Here is a 15,492-nt window from a genome sequence, read left to right on the forward strand (position 1 = left end):
CGCCGACGACGACGCCGCCCTTGTGCCTATACTTCAGGACATGGCTGCCTCGAACTACCTGGTAACGAATCCCACCGACGGCGTCTGGATCCAAGTCGCCAATGAGTACCAGATCCAAAAACAACTCGATGCACTGGCAGCCAGGAATCCAGCCCATACACCCCGGAGCCTGGCGGTCAAAGCCTATATTGGGGTAGATGGGTTGTCCCGGTCGGCCGGGTGCCAAGCGCTATTCTTCGACCTGCCCGACGCCGATGCACCCGTAGTTGCCGCCCTGAAAAACGCCGGGCACGTGGTCGTGGGCATGACCAACATGCACGAACTGGCCTTCGGTATCACCTCGGAAAACGCCGCCTACGGTCCCGTGCGACTGCCCGGCCATCCGGATCGCTCCGCCGGCGGATCCTCGGGCGGCAGTGCCGCCGCCGTTGCCGAAGGTACCGTCGATATTGCACTGGGTACCGACACGGGCGGGTCCGTTTCCATTCCCGCCAGCCACTGCGGTGTCTACGGCTTCCGGCCCTCCACCGGCCGCTGGCCTACCGCCGAAATCACCGGGTTATCGTGGACCCGCGACACCCCGGGCATCTTCGCCCGCACCTTCGAAGACATCACAGACATTGACACGCTCATCACCGGTCAGCCGCAGCCCACCTCCGCGACACCACTACGGATCGGGGTACCCAAACAATTGCATCAGGCATTGGACCCCCACACAAAACGTGCCGTTGATGACGCGTTGTGCCAGCTCGAAAACCACGCCACGGTCATCGAGGTGGACTACCGGGCACTGCTGGAACTCACCAATCCCGTCGAAGCACCGATCGTCTGGTGGGAAGCGCCCCGACTGTTGGCCGCCACCGCCGCACCCGTTTTCGACACCACCCCCGACGACGCGCTGGAACAGCTGGCCGAAGAAGTTGACAGCCCAGATGTCGCCGACGCATTGGCCGCCGCCCTGGCCGATCCGGTCACCGCCGCCGACTATGCGACAGCCCAGCAAGACGTCGTCACGGCCCGAAATCTCTATGCTGCGCTGCTTGTCCAGCACAACCTTGATGCGCTGGTCTTTCCGGCAACACCTGCTCCTGCTCCGGTCATCGGGTCACAAGGTGTGGTCACTCATCTGGGCCAACCCACCGCCGTCTTCCCGCTCTATACTCGCAATACAGTTCAAGGCACCGTGCTCGGTGCACCGATGGCAACCCTCCCGCTGCCCGTCGCCACCGGCGAGCTGCCCGTGGGCCTGACAGTACAAGGTGCTCGCTTTGCCGACCCACAGCTCCTGACCACAGCACAACACCTTCAGAGCGTATTAAACTTCAGCTAAAACTCCTAGACAGTACACTGACGTCCATGACCATAATCACGGTAGTCACGGCCGTATTCGGCATCCTGGGCCTGTTGGCAACCGGCCTCGGAATCAACCGCATTTCCAACGATCCCCGTCGCATCGCCGCCTACAGTTACACCATCATCGGCACCGGCGCCACGCTCTTGGCCGCAGGCCTCCTGCTGTACCTGCTCGCCAACTGGCCCATCCTGTTGGTCATCACCCTGGGCGCCTCGCTCATTGCCATCGGACTGGGCACCGCTCTCGGCTACCCGCTGCTTGTGGGCTTCCTGTTGTGGGCCGGGATCACCACCCTGCGCCGTGAATCCCGCAGCCTGGGCAACATGCTCTCGCTGCTTGCCGGCCTTGCGCTTTTCTTCCTGCCCACCGCCCTAGCGTTGATTGAACCCGCCGAAATCGTCCGCGATGACCTGGCCTACCACCTGCAATACGGCATCTACACAGCCCTGCTCCTGCTCATCACCTACATCGCCAGCTGCTTCGCCGCATTCATTATCGCTTCCCTGGCCTACCGCTGGCGCAAACCAAAACACCCGTCCACCGCCGTCATTGTCCTGGGCGCCGGGCTGCTCAACGGCAAAGTTCCACCATTGCTGGCCTCCCGGTTGAAACGTGGAATCAGAGCACAGCACGACGACGCCGGCGAACCCATCATGATCACTTCGGGTGGCAAAGGCGACGACGAACCCGTGGCCGAAGGTGTTGCTATGCGTGACTATGTCATTGAACAAGGTGTTGCCCCCGACGACGTCGTCGCCGAAGACCAATCAACCAATACCGAAGAAAACCTGCAGTTTTCGCGCAAGCTACTGCCCGATACCAGCGCACCCGTCACGGTAGTGACCAGCAGCTATCATGTCTTCCGTGCCGCACTGTTAACTCGCGAACTCGGACTGCGAGCGCATGTCATCGGTGCACCCACCGCCTGGTATTACCTGCCCAGTGCGATCATTCGGGAGTTTATTGCCGTGATGCGCGATCATTTGAAAGTTCATCTGGTCGCAACCGTCGGCATCATCGTGCTGACTATTGCATTTACCATCTGGGTCGTACCGGCGATGGTTCTGCCCACCGGTGCAGTCTGACAGAGTATCCACATTCCAAAAGGAGCTTGAGCCACTGGTGAGAAAAATGGTCTAGATTTTCTCACCAGTAGGTAGTTTCACAAAAGGAAGACCACCATGGCGTCGAGTTGGCCAGTAGTAGCTCAAGAACTGAGATCACGATCTACCGTGGTGCCGGCCATCAGCACCCAACGGATACCGCCGCTTGGAAGTCTTGGCCAGCACATTCGTGCAACGCTAGAACGTCTCGAGCGGTTCAATACACAATATCGTCAGACTGCTCTGCCTGCTTTGATGATCTGGTGTGAAGCCTCAGCAAGCTCGGCACTCGAGCATCTGCATGCGCCATTTCAACATATCGCGATCGCACGGCTGGCGGCACAATCACAACCGACGGCAAGTTTAATCGTTGACAATATTGATGCCGTAGAAGCTGCTTTACAGCACCCTGCACCACTGAGCCTTGATGCCCTGTTGGCCACCCATCATGTGCTGATGCGAAACACCGTGCCTACGCAGGCCGGTCGTGTTCGGAACCAAGCTGTCTGGTTGGGCGGGACCAATCCGCAGACCGCCGCATTTGTTCCACCACCTTGTACTCAAGTGCCAGCCGCGCTGGCTGATCTGAAGAATTTTCTGCAACGCACCGACATCGATCCACTGACGCAAGCCGCCATCGCCCACGCACAATACGAAACCATCCATCCCCACACCGATGGCAACGGCAGAACGGGCAGGGCGCTGATCGCCAGTGTCCTGAAAGCTCGTGGGACGTCGCCAGAATTTGTGCTGCCGATATCCTCCGGTCTGTTAGGGAGCCGCTTCTCATATGTGGATGCTTTGACTCAATACCGCCGTGGGGATCCTCTTGACATCATTGAGCTGATCGCCGTTGCTGCGCATCGCGCTATCAGCAACGCAAAATTGCTCCACCAAGATCTTCAAGCACTCGAAGAATCAATCTACGCCGCAGCATCTCGGGTGAGTTCGAATTTTCAGATCGTGACACAACTTTGTCTTCGCGAACCGGTCTTTACCGCTGCACGAGCCCAACAACTTGGTGTGCCACTATCCACTGCCTATCGCATTATTCAACGCCTCGAGACACAAGAGGTGCTGGCAGTGGAAGAAAAGATCCGTGGACAATCCGTGTGGTCGGTGAAAGGACTCACACAAGCTCTCGACGCGTTTCTTCGAAGAGCACGCCGACCCTACTAGACCCGGACACCACCATCGACATGACGATATGGTGAAGCTAATCCCAAGCCCCGCTGTCAGGAGTGTGTCATGGTTCAACTACTCGCTTTAGCCCGCGATGAGCACCGCATTGAAATGATCGACGTAACAACCGGCACCCACCGGACGATTATCACCGACACCGGGCTACACCCAGATGGCATTGTGTGCGATGGCACCACCATTTATTGGACCACGATGGGTGAGGGCACCGGCACCAACGCGTTCGGCGAAGCGATCTACGCCAATGATGACGGCGGAGTGCACGCCACCAATGTGGATAGCACGAATCGACGCGACATCATTCCGGTTGGTGGCACCACCACCGGCAAACAGTTGGCGATGGATAGCCGTGGCAATTTGTACTGGGGCAACCGTGAAGGCTTCGCGCTGACTACCGCTAAGAAAGATGGCAGCCAACAACGCGATCTCGTGAAATACGACGGGTCTGGACAGGAACGTGACTGGATTCTCGGAGTCGCTATAGATGAGGCCAATGGGTATGTCTACTGGTCACAGAAGGGCTCATCTGAGGGTGGCGACGGGAAGATTCTGCGTGCCCGTCTGGAGATACCGACGGGTGAGACTGCGGAAAACCGCACCGATATTCAGGTCGTTTGGGATGATCTGCCTGCACCGATTGATCTCGAGCTGGAGGGTGATCGCTTATTTTGGACCGACCGAGGACGCCAACCCGGCGGGGATTCTTTGAACCGGGCTCCCCTGCCACCATCCGGTGAACGCGGTGAAGATCCAGAAGTGCTCACCGATGCGTTTCAAGATCCCATCGGTCTGGCGGTCGATGCTGAAGCCTCCCTGGCGTATGTTGCTGACTTGGCTGGTCGCATATGGGTAGTCCCGGGACCTGGTCGCAAGGATATGACCACGCACATCGCCGTCGATCTGGGCTTTCCGCTCACCGGGCTGAACCTGATTCGGGATTAACCACAGCTTTGTAGTGGGCCCGATCGATGCGAAACCTAATGGGGTAGCTACCCTGGTCGCAGTCTGGGACGCAAGCTGAAATGTGTCTTACCGAGAGCTTCCCACTCAGCTTCCTACTTAACATCCCACAGTGGGAAGTAAGTGGGATGTTAAGTAGGAAGCTCGGTGTGAGACCACCAGCATCCTGCGGCTGACAAGGGTTAAGCAGCGTCATCCTTACGAAGGAAATCATCACCCCGGGTGTCACGGCATAGCCCCTTTCAAGGATGCGGGCACATTCTGCGCCAGGTGCTTAGGTTGAGAGCATGAGGGTTGCCAGTGATGCGATGACCATCGAGTTAAATGCGAAACTCACCAACGCGTGCCAGCGGACGGTCGTTCGGACGCGTCGACCCTTTAACTGGGCATCTGCTGGTCCAAGCATGGTCGAGATACCCAGGGCCAGAGAAAAGTAGTCACCCCAGACCGCATCTGTGGTCCCCGCAAATCGAACGGCGGCACCGCCGATATCTTGTGCTTGAACTCGCGCATACGCCAGCGTCTGCGTGACAACCACGGCCACCCAGTTGCTAAACGAGACAAGCAAAGCGATCACTTTCATCATAAATTCGCCTCGGAAATCAGGGACCGTCATGACGACCACGGTAAAGACGAGCGCCAGCAAGGACATCTGCAGCGAGATGGACATGGTACCATCCGATCGGATGACCGCCGTGGACAGTTTCCGTCGCTCATGAACTCCACGAGAGGTGGTGCGCAGTTTTTCATGGAACGGCACCGAGGCTAAGCGGGAAAACCACCAGATCGTGATCGCACAGTAAAACACCGTGTAAATGAACCAGTACACGCCCATATAGATGACCACAAACAGCGGACTGATGCCATCGGGTCGCAACATATCGGAAAACCGGTCGGTCACCATTGTGTTGAGCGGGAAGCTCAGCGGAAAGAACATCAGGAATGAAAACAACGCCACCAGGGTGATGCGGCCGTTATCGGAATCCAATGCCCGCCGGGTCCAGGTTTGGATTGTGGTTCGCACGCTCATGTTGTATTAGGTACTCGGTTCAACCCTGGACTGACGTTGTACTACCTCAATACCACTTCTTAGTGGGAAAATCCGTTGAGATTTTCCCACTAAGAAGCGGTTCTTTAAAATGCAAAGCGGTGCGACACCCAACAGGTCCATGGGCGTCGCACCGCTTTGTGGATGAGGTCCTGATAGTAATCAGGACACGTTGTTATGCGTCGTCGTTATTAGTCTTCGACGTGGATAGCCAGCGCGGCACGCTCAGCGATTTCGAGGTCGTTGATATATTCGGCTGGAGCAGTTTCTTCTGCTTCGATCATGTTGTTAGCAAAGAATTCAACGAGTTCTTCGCGAGCATCCAGCGGCAGCACACCAGCAACGTACTGATCTGGGCGCACGATGACAATCGCGCCGTTACTGCTGATTTCACGCTCGCGGAAAATATCGCGACCATGACCGGCAGCATAGATCTGATTGATATCGATCAGACCGTATGGCACCTTGACCGGTTGGAACGCAGCTGGCACGTTGTAGTGTTCCACTTCGGTGTAGTCCTGCTGGTAGATCACCTTGGTGTCGAAGACCGCGTCGGTGTCACCATTGGCTGGGGTGTAGACCACGCGTGGTGAGGCTGGGTCCTCTTGCCACCAGTTGGCGAACTCGGCAGTTGGCGTGCCTTCCAGTGCAGGAGCGGCCGAATCAGCAAAGACATAGACGCGCCAGCGACCATCGGCTTCGTGGAAGTGGCCCAGGTGGCGCCAGCGGTTATCCGCACGACGGATAACTTCGGCGGACTTGAAGCGCTTACCCACCGGGAAACCTGCTGCCAGCTCCTGGTGCTGGGTGCCCAGAGTGACCTGGTTTTCGGTGTATTCGGTCATGAAGCCGGCGGGGAATTCGAAGGTCTTGGTGTAGAACTCTTCAACCTCGGAGGAGTCATCGCCCTGGGTTGCCATGATGCTGGACCACTGCTTATCGAAGTTGATCAGATCATGTGCGACAACGGAGCGCTCTTCGGCGTAGGTGTTCAGCAGGCTGGCTGGTGCGCGGTTTTCGAGCACGGCACCCAGTTTCCACCCGAGGTTGAACCCGTCCTGCATGGACACGTTCATACCCTGACCGGCCTTGGCCGAGTGGGTGTGGCAGGCATCGCCCATGATGAAGGCATGCGGGGTGCGGGTATCGCGTTCGCCCTCTGGGACGTCGTCGAACCCGGTGGCAACGCGGTGGGCAACCTCGTACACCGACCACCAGGCAACCGATTTCACATCCAAGGTGTACGGGCTCAACACGGCGTTGGCGGTGTCAATAATGTCCTGGACCGGCGTCGAACGAATGGTTTTGGCATTGGCTTCGGTGACTTCACCCAGGTCAACGTACATGCGCACCAGGTAGCCACCCTCACGTGGGATCAACAGGATGTTGCCCTTATCGTGCGACTGGATCGAGCACTTGAGCTGAATGTCTGGGAAGTCGGTGTTGGCCATGATGTCAATGACGCCCCAGGCGTGCATCGAGGCGTCACCCTCAAGGCGGTGGCCAAGGGTCTTGCGCACGGTTGACCGGGCGCCGTCGCCACCAACCAGGTACTTGGCTTTCACGGTGCGTTCTTCACCCAGGCGCTCACCGGCAACATAGCGGATGGTTGCGGTGACGGGGTATACGGCGTCCGGATCAATTTGCGCGGTGACAAATTCCACGCCGTAGTCCGGGGTGGCACGGCCTGGTGCACGCTCGGCGTCACGCAGGAAGTAGTCCAGAATGCGCGACTGGTTCACATAGATGTGTGGGAATTCGGAGATACCGGTGGCATCGTCGGGGCTGCGCGAGGAACGCACAATCTTGGTTGGGTCCTCTTTATCCGGTGCCCAGAACGCCATCTCAACGTTGCGATAGGACTCAGCAATCACCTCTTCGGCGAAACCGAATGCCTGGAAGGTCTCAACCGAGCGGGCCTGAATACCATCAGCCTGACCGACCTCGAGACGTCCCGGGCGCTTTTCAATCGCGCGCACGTTAATTGATGGGAAACGTGACAGCTGTGCCAGCACAACGGCCGCAGCGGGGCCGGTACCCACGATCAGGACATCCATCTCATCTGGGATCTCCTCCGGGCGGTCTACACCGTAACCGGCTGCCGGTTTAATACGTGGGTCTTCAGAGTTGTAACCCCGGTAATGAAATTGCATCGACTACTCCTTGTGAACACACTGACACGGCGGACGCCGTCGTGGGCGGAGGCTTGCACCCAACCCCACCTGTCTCTATAGTTGAGACATCATTCTATTTATAGATACAAGAATAGCGATGTGGCGTTGAACGCGCAACATTTTAACGAGGATCACAGCATGACGAGCACTACCAAACAGACTACGGGCGGATCGCAGACGCTAGCTCGCGGCCTGCATGCCCTGGCATTGATCGGTGAGTCAAATACGCCCTTGACAGTTCCCGAAGTCGCCGAGCAGCTGGGGATCCATCGCTCAATGGCCTACCGGTTAGTGCGCACCTTACAAGACTTTGGTTTTGTTGAACGCGATCCCACCGGGCGCCTCGAAATCGGTGTGCGCATGGCCACCTTGACCCGCAGCATCGCTCGAGATCTGCAAGCCGCCGCCAGCCCCGAGCTCGTGGCATTGGCCAACTCCTTGGGCATGACCGCTTTTATTGTTGCCTACGACGGCGAACAGGCCGTTACGCTGCTGGCCGTGGAACCCCAAAACGCCGTCACCACGGTGGCCCAGCGCCCGGGCAGTCGCCACCCGATTGATCACGGCGCCCCGGGCAGAGTGATTCGATCCCAGTTGAAACCCGACGCATTCCCGGCCAAACGTTACGAGTTTAGCCAGGACGAAGTGTTCTCTGGCTTATCGTCGATCGCGGTGCCGTTGCGTACCGCAGATGAGCGCCCGGCGTCGTTAGCCATTCTGTACGTCATGAGTGACCTGGACGTCGAAGAAGTTGCCAATAAACTGGAAGAATCGGCTGGCCGAATCGAGAGCTTATTGACCACGCACTAACGCGCCTCGTCGATGATCGCCAATAGGTCAGCCTGGATCAGGGCACCACGGTCCAGTGTTGCCGCCATGACCTGGCGCGCCGGACGCGAGGCAGGATCCGGAAACATCCGCTGCCAGTGTTCATTGAGTGCCGCCCGGTTGCGATATTCGACCATGTGGACGTTGAGTTTTAAAATATCATCCGGGCTGCCGCCAGCCGCCTGCATCACGTTGCGAATGTGGGTAAACACGTTGGCAACCTGGGAGTCCAAATCGGCGGGCAGCTGCTGCGTGTCAGGATCGCGGCCGGTCAACACTCCTGAGGCAAGATAGGGGCCAATTTTACTGGCCACTGGGATCGGATTGTCATGACCGAAGCCTTCGGTATAGATACTCACGCGCGACGCCATAGGGCCCTCCCCTACTGGTGACCCGAACGCACCGCAACAAACAGTGCATCGGCTTCGGCACACAGGGTTTCGCCGTGCAAAATCTGCGCGGACACGAACCGCTTGCGTCCCTCAACCAACTCCAGCCGGGCACGTAATTCCAATCGCACATCAACCGGGGCGACATTGCGATACTGCGTCTTCAGATACGCCGTGCGACACGGAATACCCTGGGGACCTGCGGCCATGCGGCCCATCGCCGAGTCAAAGATCAGCGAAATCACCCCACCGTGCATCGCCTGGTTCATGCCCATGGCAAACTGGCCGGGCTGAAAGTGGGCGCGGAGTTCGTCTTCGTCAAAATGATCCACGGTCAGCGGTGGGACCAGGGCTTGCGACGGCGAAATTCCCATGTCACCCAGCGCATACAGCCGCTCGTGCTCCGGTACCTCAAGCGTGGTCAGCAGCTCGGTGAGTTCAGCCAGCTTGGCCTGAATCAACTGCGCCTGAGCAACGTCCGGATTGGCCGCCACCAGGGCGTCTTGGAATTGCCGGACCTGCGTCATCATTTCCAGATAGGCCGTCGCCTGGTCGGTTTCAGGGAACGGGCGACGACGATGCTGAGTCATTTCAATGGCATCCATGCGCTGTGAAGTGGTCATTGCACCAGGATAGCAAGCCTGCCCCGAAATACTGCCGCTGCAACCGCCCAGCCAGCATGGGCTACCAAGACCCCGGCCAGTCAGCACTTTACGGCACCATGTTTCGGTCCACATCAACCACAAATTCATGGCTGAAGTATTTCTAATCTGTAACACTATACGAAACTTGAGAGGCAACGTATGATGAACACAACGAACACTTTTTAACAGCAAAGCCAGTCGGTTTAGTGCAATTGAGTGAGGTATGCAAGACGTCGATGACCTTCTTCCCGATGAAGGTGAACCATCTTCTCTAGACGGGCTTGCTCAGTTCGTCTACCAGGTGGAAGATGTGCTTGCTCAGAAGGATTATGCCACAGCTGCCTCCCTCGTCGAAGAGAACATCGCTGCAGCCTGGTTTGGCTTTGAACCTGCACGCATCTCAGAAATTCTCAAACTCCTGGCATACGAAGTCGGTGATGCAGCGCCCTTAGTCACTGCAGCCTACAAAATCCTCTCCGCTTCCAAAGCCGGACTCACTAACACCCAAGCACTGCAGGACCAGCTCGACAGTGACGACCCAAAGCAAATGTTTGTGCTGGCAATGTTTCGGATGAGTGACTACCGGGTGCATGGGATGATCAGTCGGGCACTCGAACAAGCCGATGTGATCGAGACCTATCTGGCCAAAATGCGACCGAGCCTGACCCCACGCGGCGGCTGGTTGTTACAAGCCCCCGGGCAAATCGGCATTACCGCCATGCTAGCCGGAGATTTTTCACGGGCGCTGAGTTCGTTGATGCATGCACAATTACGACCTGCCAATCCAAAGTTCGTTTTTCTGGAGCGCGAAGCACTCGTAAAATCGGCCCTGATTCACGCTACATTTGGCAATGCTGCCACTGCGACGGGGCTTCTGACTCGGGCCGCTCAGGTTCCCCGCACGTCCAGTTGGGTTGAACAGCGTGTTGATGTCCAAGCGGAATTCGCCGACATCCTGTTAGACCAGGGCGATTTAGAAGACATGATCGACCGGCTTGAAGTCATCAGCCTGCATGAAGTGGGAGAAATGTGGCCCTTTTATGTCGTCGCGCTGCACCGCCTGTTGGTGGCAGCTGGGCACCACGATGAAGTTGAGCATCGACTTGAAATGCTTGATTCACTACCGCTGCCACGAATAGACGGAGAAGGATTTACCGGTAGCGTGCTTCCACTGAAGCGAGCGCTGGTAGCGCTCAGCGTTGGGCGCGGTTCGGAAGCTGTGCGACCACTGGAGCGGGCTGACCATTCCCTAACCTATACAAAGCTGGTCAGTGCCGCAGCCGACCTGTATGTGGGACGCTTACACCACGCGTTGGACCATATCAGGGGCTTACAATATGCGACGCGGGGCTTTCGACTTCTGGAAATCCGTAGGCTCTCGGTGCTCGCCGCCGCCCAGTACATGCTGGGCCATACTGATGAAAGTATTGCTGCGTTGAAACATGCCGCTGAGATGCCACGAGGTTTGACCCCGCAAGAAAAATTGCTCTTCGGTGAAGAAATCCAACAGTTTGCCGAAAAGCATGTGCCCTCATGGCCCAAAGAATCTAACGGCAAAGCGATCTTCTTACCGCAGTTGCCACAACGCGGTCACTCACTGACCCAGAGAGAAATTGAAATTCTCGAGCACCTTGCGCTGGGCCTGACCAGAGTAGAGATTGCAGAGCGGTTGTTCGTCAGTCTCAGTACGGTCAAGACCCAACTGCAGTCGATCTACAGAAAACTTGAAGTGTCTTCGGCAGCGGACGCAGTATTTGAAGGAGAGCGACGGGGCATCATTTAGCCCATGATGTTGCGGCAGCGTTGTGGTCCCGACCGGCGTCGATCCGGTGACCTTTCGATTTTCAGTCGAACGCTCTACCAACTGAGCTAGAGGACCTGACGAGCCTGCAGCTCATCATGGACAAAGAGCCCGTCCGTATGGACAGGCTCTTCAAAATCCGCGACCCTGACGGGACTTGAACCCGCGACCTCCGCCGTGACAGGGCGGCGCGCTAACCAACTGCGCTACAGGGCCATGAGAAAAACATCTTCCTCAAGCCAATAAGTGGCTTGTACCCCCAACGGGATTCGAACCCGTGCCGCCGCCGTGAAAGGGCGGTGTCCTAGGCCACTAGACGATGGGGGCCTTTCTAATCTCGAGCACCAAACCGGCTCGAAGTTAGAACCACAATCATAAAGGCAACTGCCCACCATAATCAAATCACTCAAAAATCGCTCCGGTTGTCACATATCGCAGCAACTTCAACCTCCTTAACGTGTCATGACATAACCCACCCCCGACTCGACCGACATCTCCCTAGTCCACACCGACACTACTATCGACACAAGACCTAATGACCTCAATGCGGTCGGAAGAGTGGGCGCGTCTAGACATTTCCTCTTGTTCAAGCATATAATCTAGACTTTCGTCGAGAACGGTCCAGTGCTTCTTCTAGACACACAGGCATTATCCGCCTAGTTACCGGTTAGTATTACCTTGAAGCATTCCCATGGTGGGTAGAAAGTCAAGCAGAAAGGGAAGGCCATGTCTGACCAGATGCATTCCGGCCAGCATATTTCCTTTCGTACTGATGACCTCTCGTTGCTCGCCGAGGAAATTGAAACTACTCTAGCGCGGCAAGAGTTTGATGAAACTGCCAAGCTCCTCGCGCGCGACGTTACATCCACCTGGTTTGCGCTGCGCCCATCGAGGGCCCTGGAAATCATCCAGATCCTGGCAGCAAAAGATCCTGCCCCCTCGCCTTTTCTCAAAGCCGCATTGAAAGTCTTCTCTGAAGACACTCCGGGCACGATTGACTCACCTACGGCCCTGTCCGGCATCCGGCTCAATGAGCCACGCGATATGTACGTACTATCCCTGTTACGCGTGGGCGATTTCAGGCTCAAGGGGCGCAGTCGTGACGCATTGCAGCAAAGCTTCGAAATGGAAAAGCATCTGGGCAAGATGCAGCCGCTGCTTGATTCACATGATGGATGGACGCTGAACACCTCCGTGCAAGTTGGTGTCTCAGCAATGCTTGCTGGTGACTTTACCCGTGCCCTGACGAACTTCACGCGAGCACAGATGCACGTCCCGGTGCCGAAGTTTGCCTTCCTTACCCGCGACGCCCTAGCTAAGTCTGCGTTGATTCACGCATGTTTTGGTAATGCGACGACAGCGAAATCACTCATCCAACGAGCTGACCGCATTTCGCGCACCTCGAGCTGGACTGAATCACACATCGACTCACACCGGGACTTCGCCAACGTGCTCGTCTCATTTGAAAATTATGAAGAAGCACTAGAGCAACTGGAAGCCATTAGCCTGCACGACATCGGCGAAATGTGGCCTTTCTATATCCTGGCCGTCCACCGCGTTCTGGAAGGCGGCGGGTATCATGATGAGCTAGAACATCGTCTGGAAATGTTCGACACGATGCCCTTTCCTCGCCTGGATGGCGATGGATTCACTGGCAGTATCATTCCGCTAAAGCGCGCCATGCTAGCAATGAAAGCCGGTCGTGGTACTGAAGCACATGATTTCTTAGAGCGAGCCGATCAAAGCCTGCCCTACACCCAACTGTTCCAGGCCGCATCGAATATATATGCTGGCCGCACCCAGCAGGCGATCCAACAGGTCTCTCGACTGAGAACAGATACCCGCGGCTTTCGCATGATGGAGGTGCGTCGGCTTTCTATTTTGGCGGCGGCACAGTATCAGTCTGATGAGAATGAAGAGTGCATCGATACTCTCAAACGTGCCGCAGAGCTTCCTCGAGGGCTAACTCAAACGGAAGTCCAGCTGTTTAGTCCCGAGACTCGTGAACTTGCTGCAAAACATGTGCCGAATTGGCCGGCTGATAATCACGGTCCGTCCGCGTTTCTTACCGGGTTACCCAAGCCCGGCCTGGCACTGACTGACCGCGAAGTTGAAATCATTAAACACCTTGCCGAAGGGCACACGCGGGCCAAGATGGCAGAAGCGATGTTCATCTCACTGAACACCTTGAAGACTCACCTAAAATCGATCTATAAAAAGCTTGATGTGTCTTCTGCCGATGACGCAATTCTCGGAGCCCAGCGGCGCGGCCTTATTTGATGGCCTGACTGCAACGGAAACTCTAACCGTGTCTGTGCCAATGACTATTTATTGACACTGAACTTGAAGTCTAAACCTTGCTGATTTTTCAACTGCGACTGGTGAGCCAGTAGGAGCCTTAACATCAATGTTGTACCAAGCCAGTATCCGCCACGATAGGTTGGCTACCGTCGCAGAAGAAATGAATCGGGCATACGACGAGGCCGACTATGAACGCATCCATCGCCTGATCATCACGGAGACCTCCCGCGGTATGGTTCGGTCTGGAAACCGAACGTTTCTTCCACATCATACGAGCGCTCATCAAACATTATCCAGCCACCGATATTTTGATCCGAACCTGTTATGAGATGCTGGCTGCTCGTGGACCGGGCGGTTTCGATAAGGCCGAGATCGTCGACTCGCTGGATCCTGATAATCCAACGCAGATGTTCTTCTTGACCCTTTTCGCATGTTTGAGTATCGGCTGCATGGCCACCCAGTCCAAGCATTAGAACAAAGCCAAATCCTACGCCGGCATCTTGGCAAAATGCATCCCTTTGCTGTTAGCAGGGCTGGGTGGAAACTTCATGTTCCCGTTCAGGTAGGTGTTTCCGGAATTCTAGCGGGTGATTTCACTTGCGCTCTGACGGCCTTTACCGAAGCACAACTCCACCCGCCTCTTCCCGCGTTTTCTTTCTTGTCACGAGATGCCCTTGTGAAAACTGCGCTCATTCATGCCGCTTTCGGTAACGTCACTACCGCAAAAGCGCATCTTGAGCGTGCTGACCAGCTGCCGAGGACCTCAAGCTGGATTGAGTCCCAAATTGATGCGCACCACGACTTCGCATCTCTCCTGTCAGAAGTCGATGCACAACACCAGCCGTTAGAATCACTGCAGAGTATTAATCTTCACGACGTCGGAGAAATGTGGCCGTTTTACGTGCTCGCCACATCCCAGTTATGTCAATCCTTCGGCCAGTATGACGAGCTAGAACATCGTCTCAACATGTTGGATGCCATGTCGTTTCCCAAAGTCGACGGGGAAGGCTTCTCCGGCAGTATCATCCCTCTCGAAAAAGCTCTGCTTGCGATGCGTAGCGGGCGGGTAGCTGAAGCCCAAGAACTCATTAATCGTGGCAGATACGCAATTTGCTTATGCTCAACTCGTCCAGGCCGCGCTGTATCTCTATGCCGGGCACCCGAAACGGGCCATCCAAGAGGCCCTGCAGCTCCACGAGGAAACCCGCGGGTTCAGGAAAATCGAACTGCGAAGATTATGCATTCTTGCCCCAGCTCATCACCAGACAAACGATACAAAAAGTGCCACAGACGTCTTGGCATATGCTGCTGACTTCCCTGGGGGCTTATTGACGAATGAAGCCACATTCTTTAGTCCAGAATGTCGTGAACTAGCGCAGGAAGAAGTACCTCAATGGCCAGCTGAAAATCCTGCGGCATCCGTGTTTTTGACGAACCTTCCAAAACCGGGATTGGCGCTGACGGACCGAGAAATCGAAGTAGTCGCCCAACTTGCTGCCGGTCATACACGATCAACCATCGCAGAGAACTTGTCCATCTCACTCAACACATTGAAAACCCAACTGCGATCAATTTACCGAAAACTCAATGTGTCTTCTCGAGAGGATGCCGTCCATGGTGCTCAGCGCCGAGGGCTCATCTAGGTTTCTACGACGACAATATCGGCGTTCAGCGCATGAATCTTGTCGTT

At 56.2% G+C, this 15,492-nt stretch carries 13 protein-coding genes and 3 tRNA genes; 9 read left to right on the forward strand and 7 right to left on the reverse strand.

The genetic code is table 11. The features are described from left to right. Nucleotides 1-40 precede the first annotated feature (40 nt). From A6F49_RS05210 to A6F49_RS05225, 4 genes are all read left to right on the forward strand, one after another. Nucleotides 41-1,330 carry an amidase family protein gene (locus tag A6F49_RS05210; RefSeq protein WP_067605624.1) on the forward strand — a complete coding sequence of 430 codons (1,290 nt, stop codon included), beginning with the start codon at nucleotides 41-43 and terminating at the stop codon, nucleotides 1,328-1,330. Between the two features lie 26 nt (nucleotides 1,331-1,356). Beyond that, entirely contained in the window at nucleotides 1,357-2,439 is a 1,083-nt protein-coding gene (locus A6F49_RS05215; protein WP_043057345.1) for a YdcF family protein, read from the forward strand. 96 nt (nucleotides 2,440-2,535) lie between these two features. Next, entirely contained in the window at nucleotides 2,536-3,636 is a 1,101-nt protein-coding gene (locus A6F49_RS05220; protein WP_082911605.1) for a Fic family protein, read from the forward strand. 69 nt (nucleotides 3,637-3,705) lie between these two features. Next, nucleotides 3,706-4,599: a fibroblast growth factor gene (locus A6F49_RS05225; protein WP_043057344.1), complete on the forward strand. Its 894-nt coding sequence runs from the start codon at nucleotides 3,706-3,708 to the stop codon at nucleotides 4,597-4,599. A 292-nt stretch (nucleotides 4,600-4,891) separates the two neighbouring features. Here A6F49_RS05225 and A6F49_RS05230 read toward each other — a convergent pair whose 3' ends face one another. Next, nucleotides 4,892-5,641: a DUF1345 domain-containing protein gene (locus A6F49_RS05230; protein WP_052504761.1), complete on the reverse strand. Its 750-nt coding sequence runs from the start codon at nucleotides 5,639-5,641 to the stop codon at nucleotides 4,892-4,894. A 215-nt stretch (nucleotides 5,642-5,856) separates the two neighbouring features. Beyond that, a complete protein-coding gene (locus A6F49_RS05235; protein ID WP_043057341.1) occupies nucleotides 5,857-7,818 on the reverse strand; it encodes an FAD-dependent monooxygenase in 1,962 nt (653 codons plus the stop codon). A gap of 159 nt (nucleotides 7,819-7,977) precedes the next feature. On the opposite strand from A6F49_RS05235, the gene A6F49_RS05240 reads away from it, so the two are divergent. Beyond that, complete coding sequence (locus A6F49_RS05240; protein WP_043057340.1) at nucleotides 7,978-8,649, forward strand: IclR family transcriptional regulator; 672 nt, start codon at nucleotides 7,978-7,980, stop codon at nucleotides 8,647-8,649. Here the strand turns inward: A6F49_RS05240 and A6F49_RS05245 are convergent. Then, the gene (locus tag A6F49_RS05245; protein WP_235604871.1) at nucleotides 8,646-9,026 is read right to left on the reverse strand and encodes a RidA family protein; all 381 of its coding nucleotides are present in this window, start codon (nucleotides 9,024-9,026) and stop codon (nucleotides 8,646-8,648) included. The genes A6F49_RS05240 and A6F49_RS05245 overlap by 4 nt on opposite strands. 23 nt (nucleotides 9,027-9,049) lie before the next feature. Next, nucleotides 9,050-9,679 (reverse strand): PaaI family thioesterase, encoded by a 630-nt coding sequence (locus A6F49_RS05250; protein ID WP_052504760.1) that lies wholly within the window; start codon nucleotides 9,677-9,679, stop codon nucleotides 9,050-9,052. A 244-nt stretch (nucleotides 9,680-9,923) separates the two neighbouring features. On the opposite strand from A6F49_RS05250, the gene A6F49_RS18395 reads away from it, so the two are divergent. Next, nucleotides 9,924-11,483, forward strand: coding sequence for a helix-turn-helix transcriptional regulator (locus A6F49_RS18395; RefSeq protein ID WP_043057338.1), 1,560 nt, complete (start codon nucleotides 9,924-9,926; stop codon nucleotides 11,481-11,483). A 23-nt stretch (nucleotides 11,484-11,506) separates the two neighbouring features. Here A6F49_RS18395 and A6F49_RS05260 read toward each other — a convergent pair. From A6F49_RS05260 to A6F49_RS05270, 3 genes are all read right to left on the reverse strand, one after another. Continuing rightward, nucleotides 11,507-11,579: transfer RNA gene (locus A6F49_RS05260), tRNA-Phe, on the reverse strand. Nucleotides 11,580-11,643: 64 nt separating this feature from the next. Then, a tRNA-Asp gene (locus tag A6F49_RS05265) sits at nucleotides 11,644-11,717 on the reverse strand. A gap of 38 nt (nucleotides 11,718-11,755) precedes the next feature. Continuing rightward, nucleotides 11,756-11,828, reverse strand: a tRNA-Glu gene (locus A6F49_RS05270). 399 nt (nucleotides 11,829-12,227) lie between these two features. On the opposite strand from A6F49_RS05270, the gene A6F49_RS05275 reads away from it, so the two are divergent. From A6F49_RS05275 to A6F49_RS05285, 3 genes are all read left to right on the forward strand, one after another. Further along, nucleotides 12,228-13,781: a response regulator transcription factor gene (locus A6F49_RS05275; protein ID WP_043057337.1), complete on the forward strand. Its 1,554-nt coding sequence runs from the start codon at nucleotides 12,228-12,230 to the stop codon at nucleotides 13,779-13,781. 350 nt (nucleotides 13,782-14,131) lie between these two features. Beyond that, nucleotides 14,132-14,275 carry a hypothetical protein gene (locus A6F49_RS17995; protein WP_161485773.1) on the forward strand — a complete coding sequence of 48 codons (144 nt, stop codon included), beginning with the start codon at nucleotides 14,132-14,134 and terminating at the stop codon, nucleotides 14,273-14,275. A gap of 621 nt (nucleotides 14,276-14,896) precedes the next feature. Next, complete coding sequence (locus A6F49_RS05285; protein WP_067605629.1) at nucleotides 14,897-15,445, forward strand: helix-turn-helix transcriptional regulator; 549 nt, start codon at nucleotides 14,897-14,899, stop codon at nucleotides 15,443-15,445. The last annotated feature ends 47 nt before the right edge of the window (nucleotides 15,446-15,492 follow it).

The sequence above is a fragment of the Enteractinococcus helveticum genome (assembly GCF_001657475.1).
Lineage (GTDB): Bacteria > Actinomycetota > Actinomycetes > Actinomycetales > Micrococcaceae > Yaniella > Yaniella helvetica.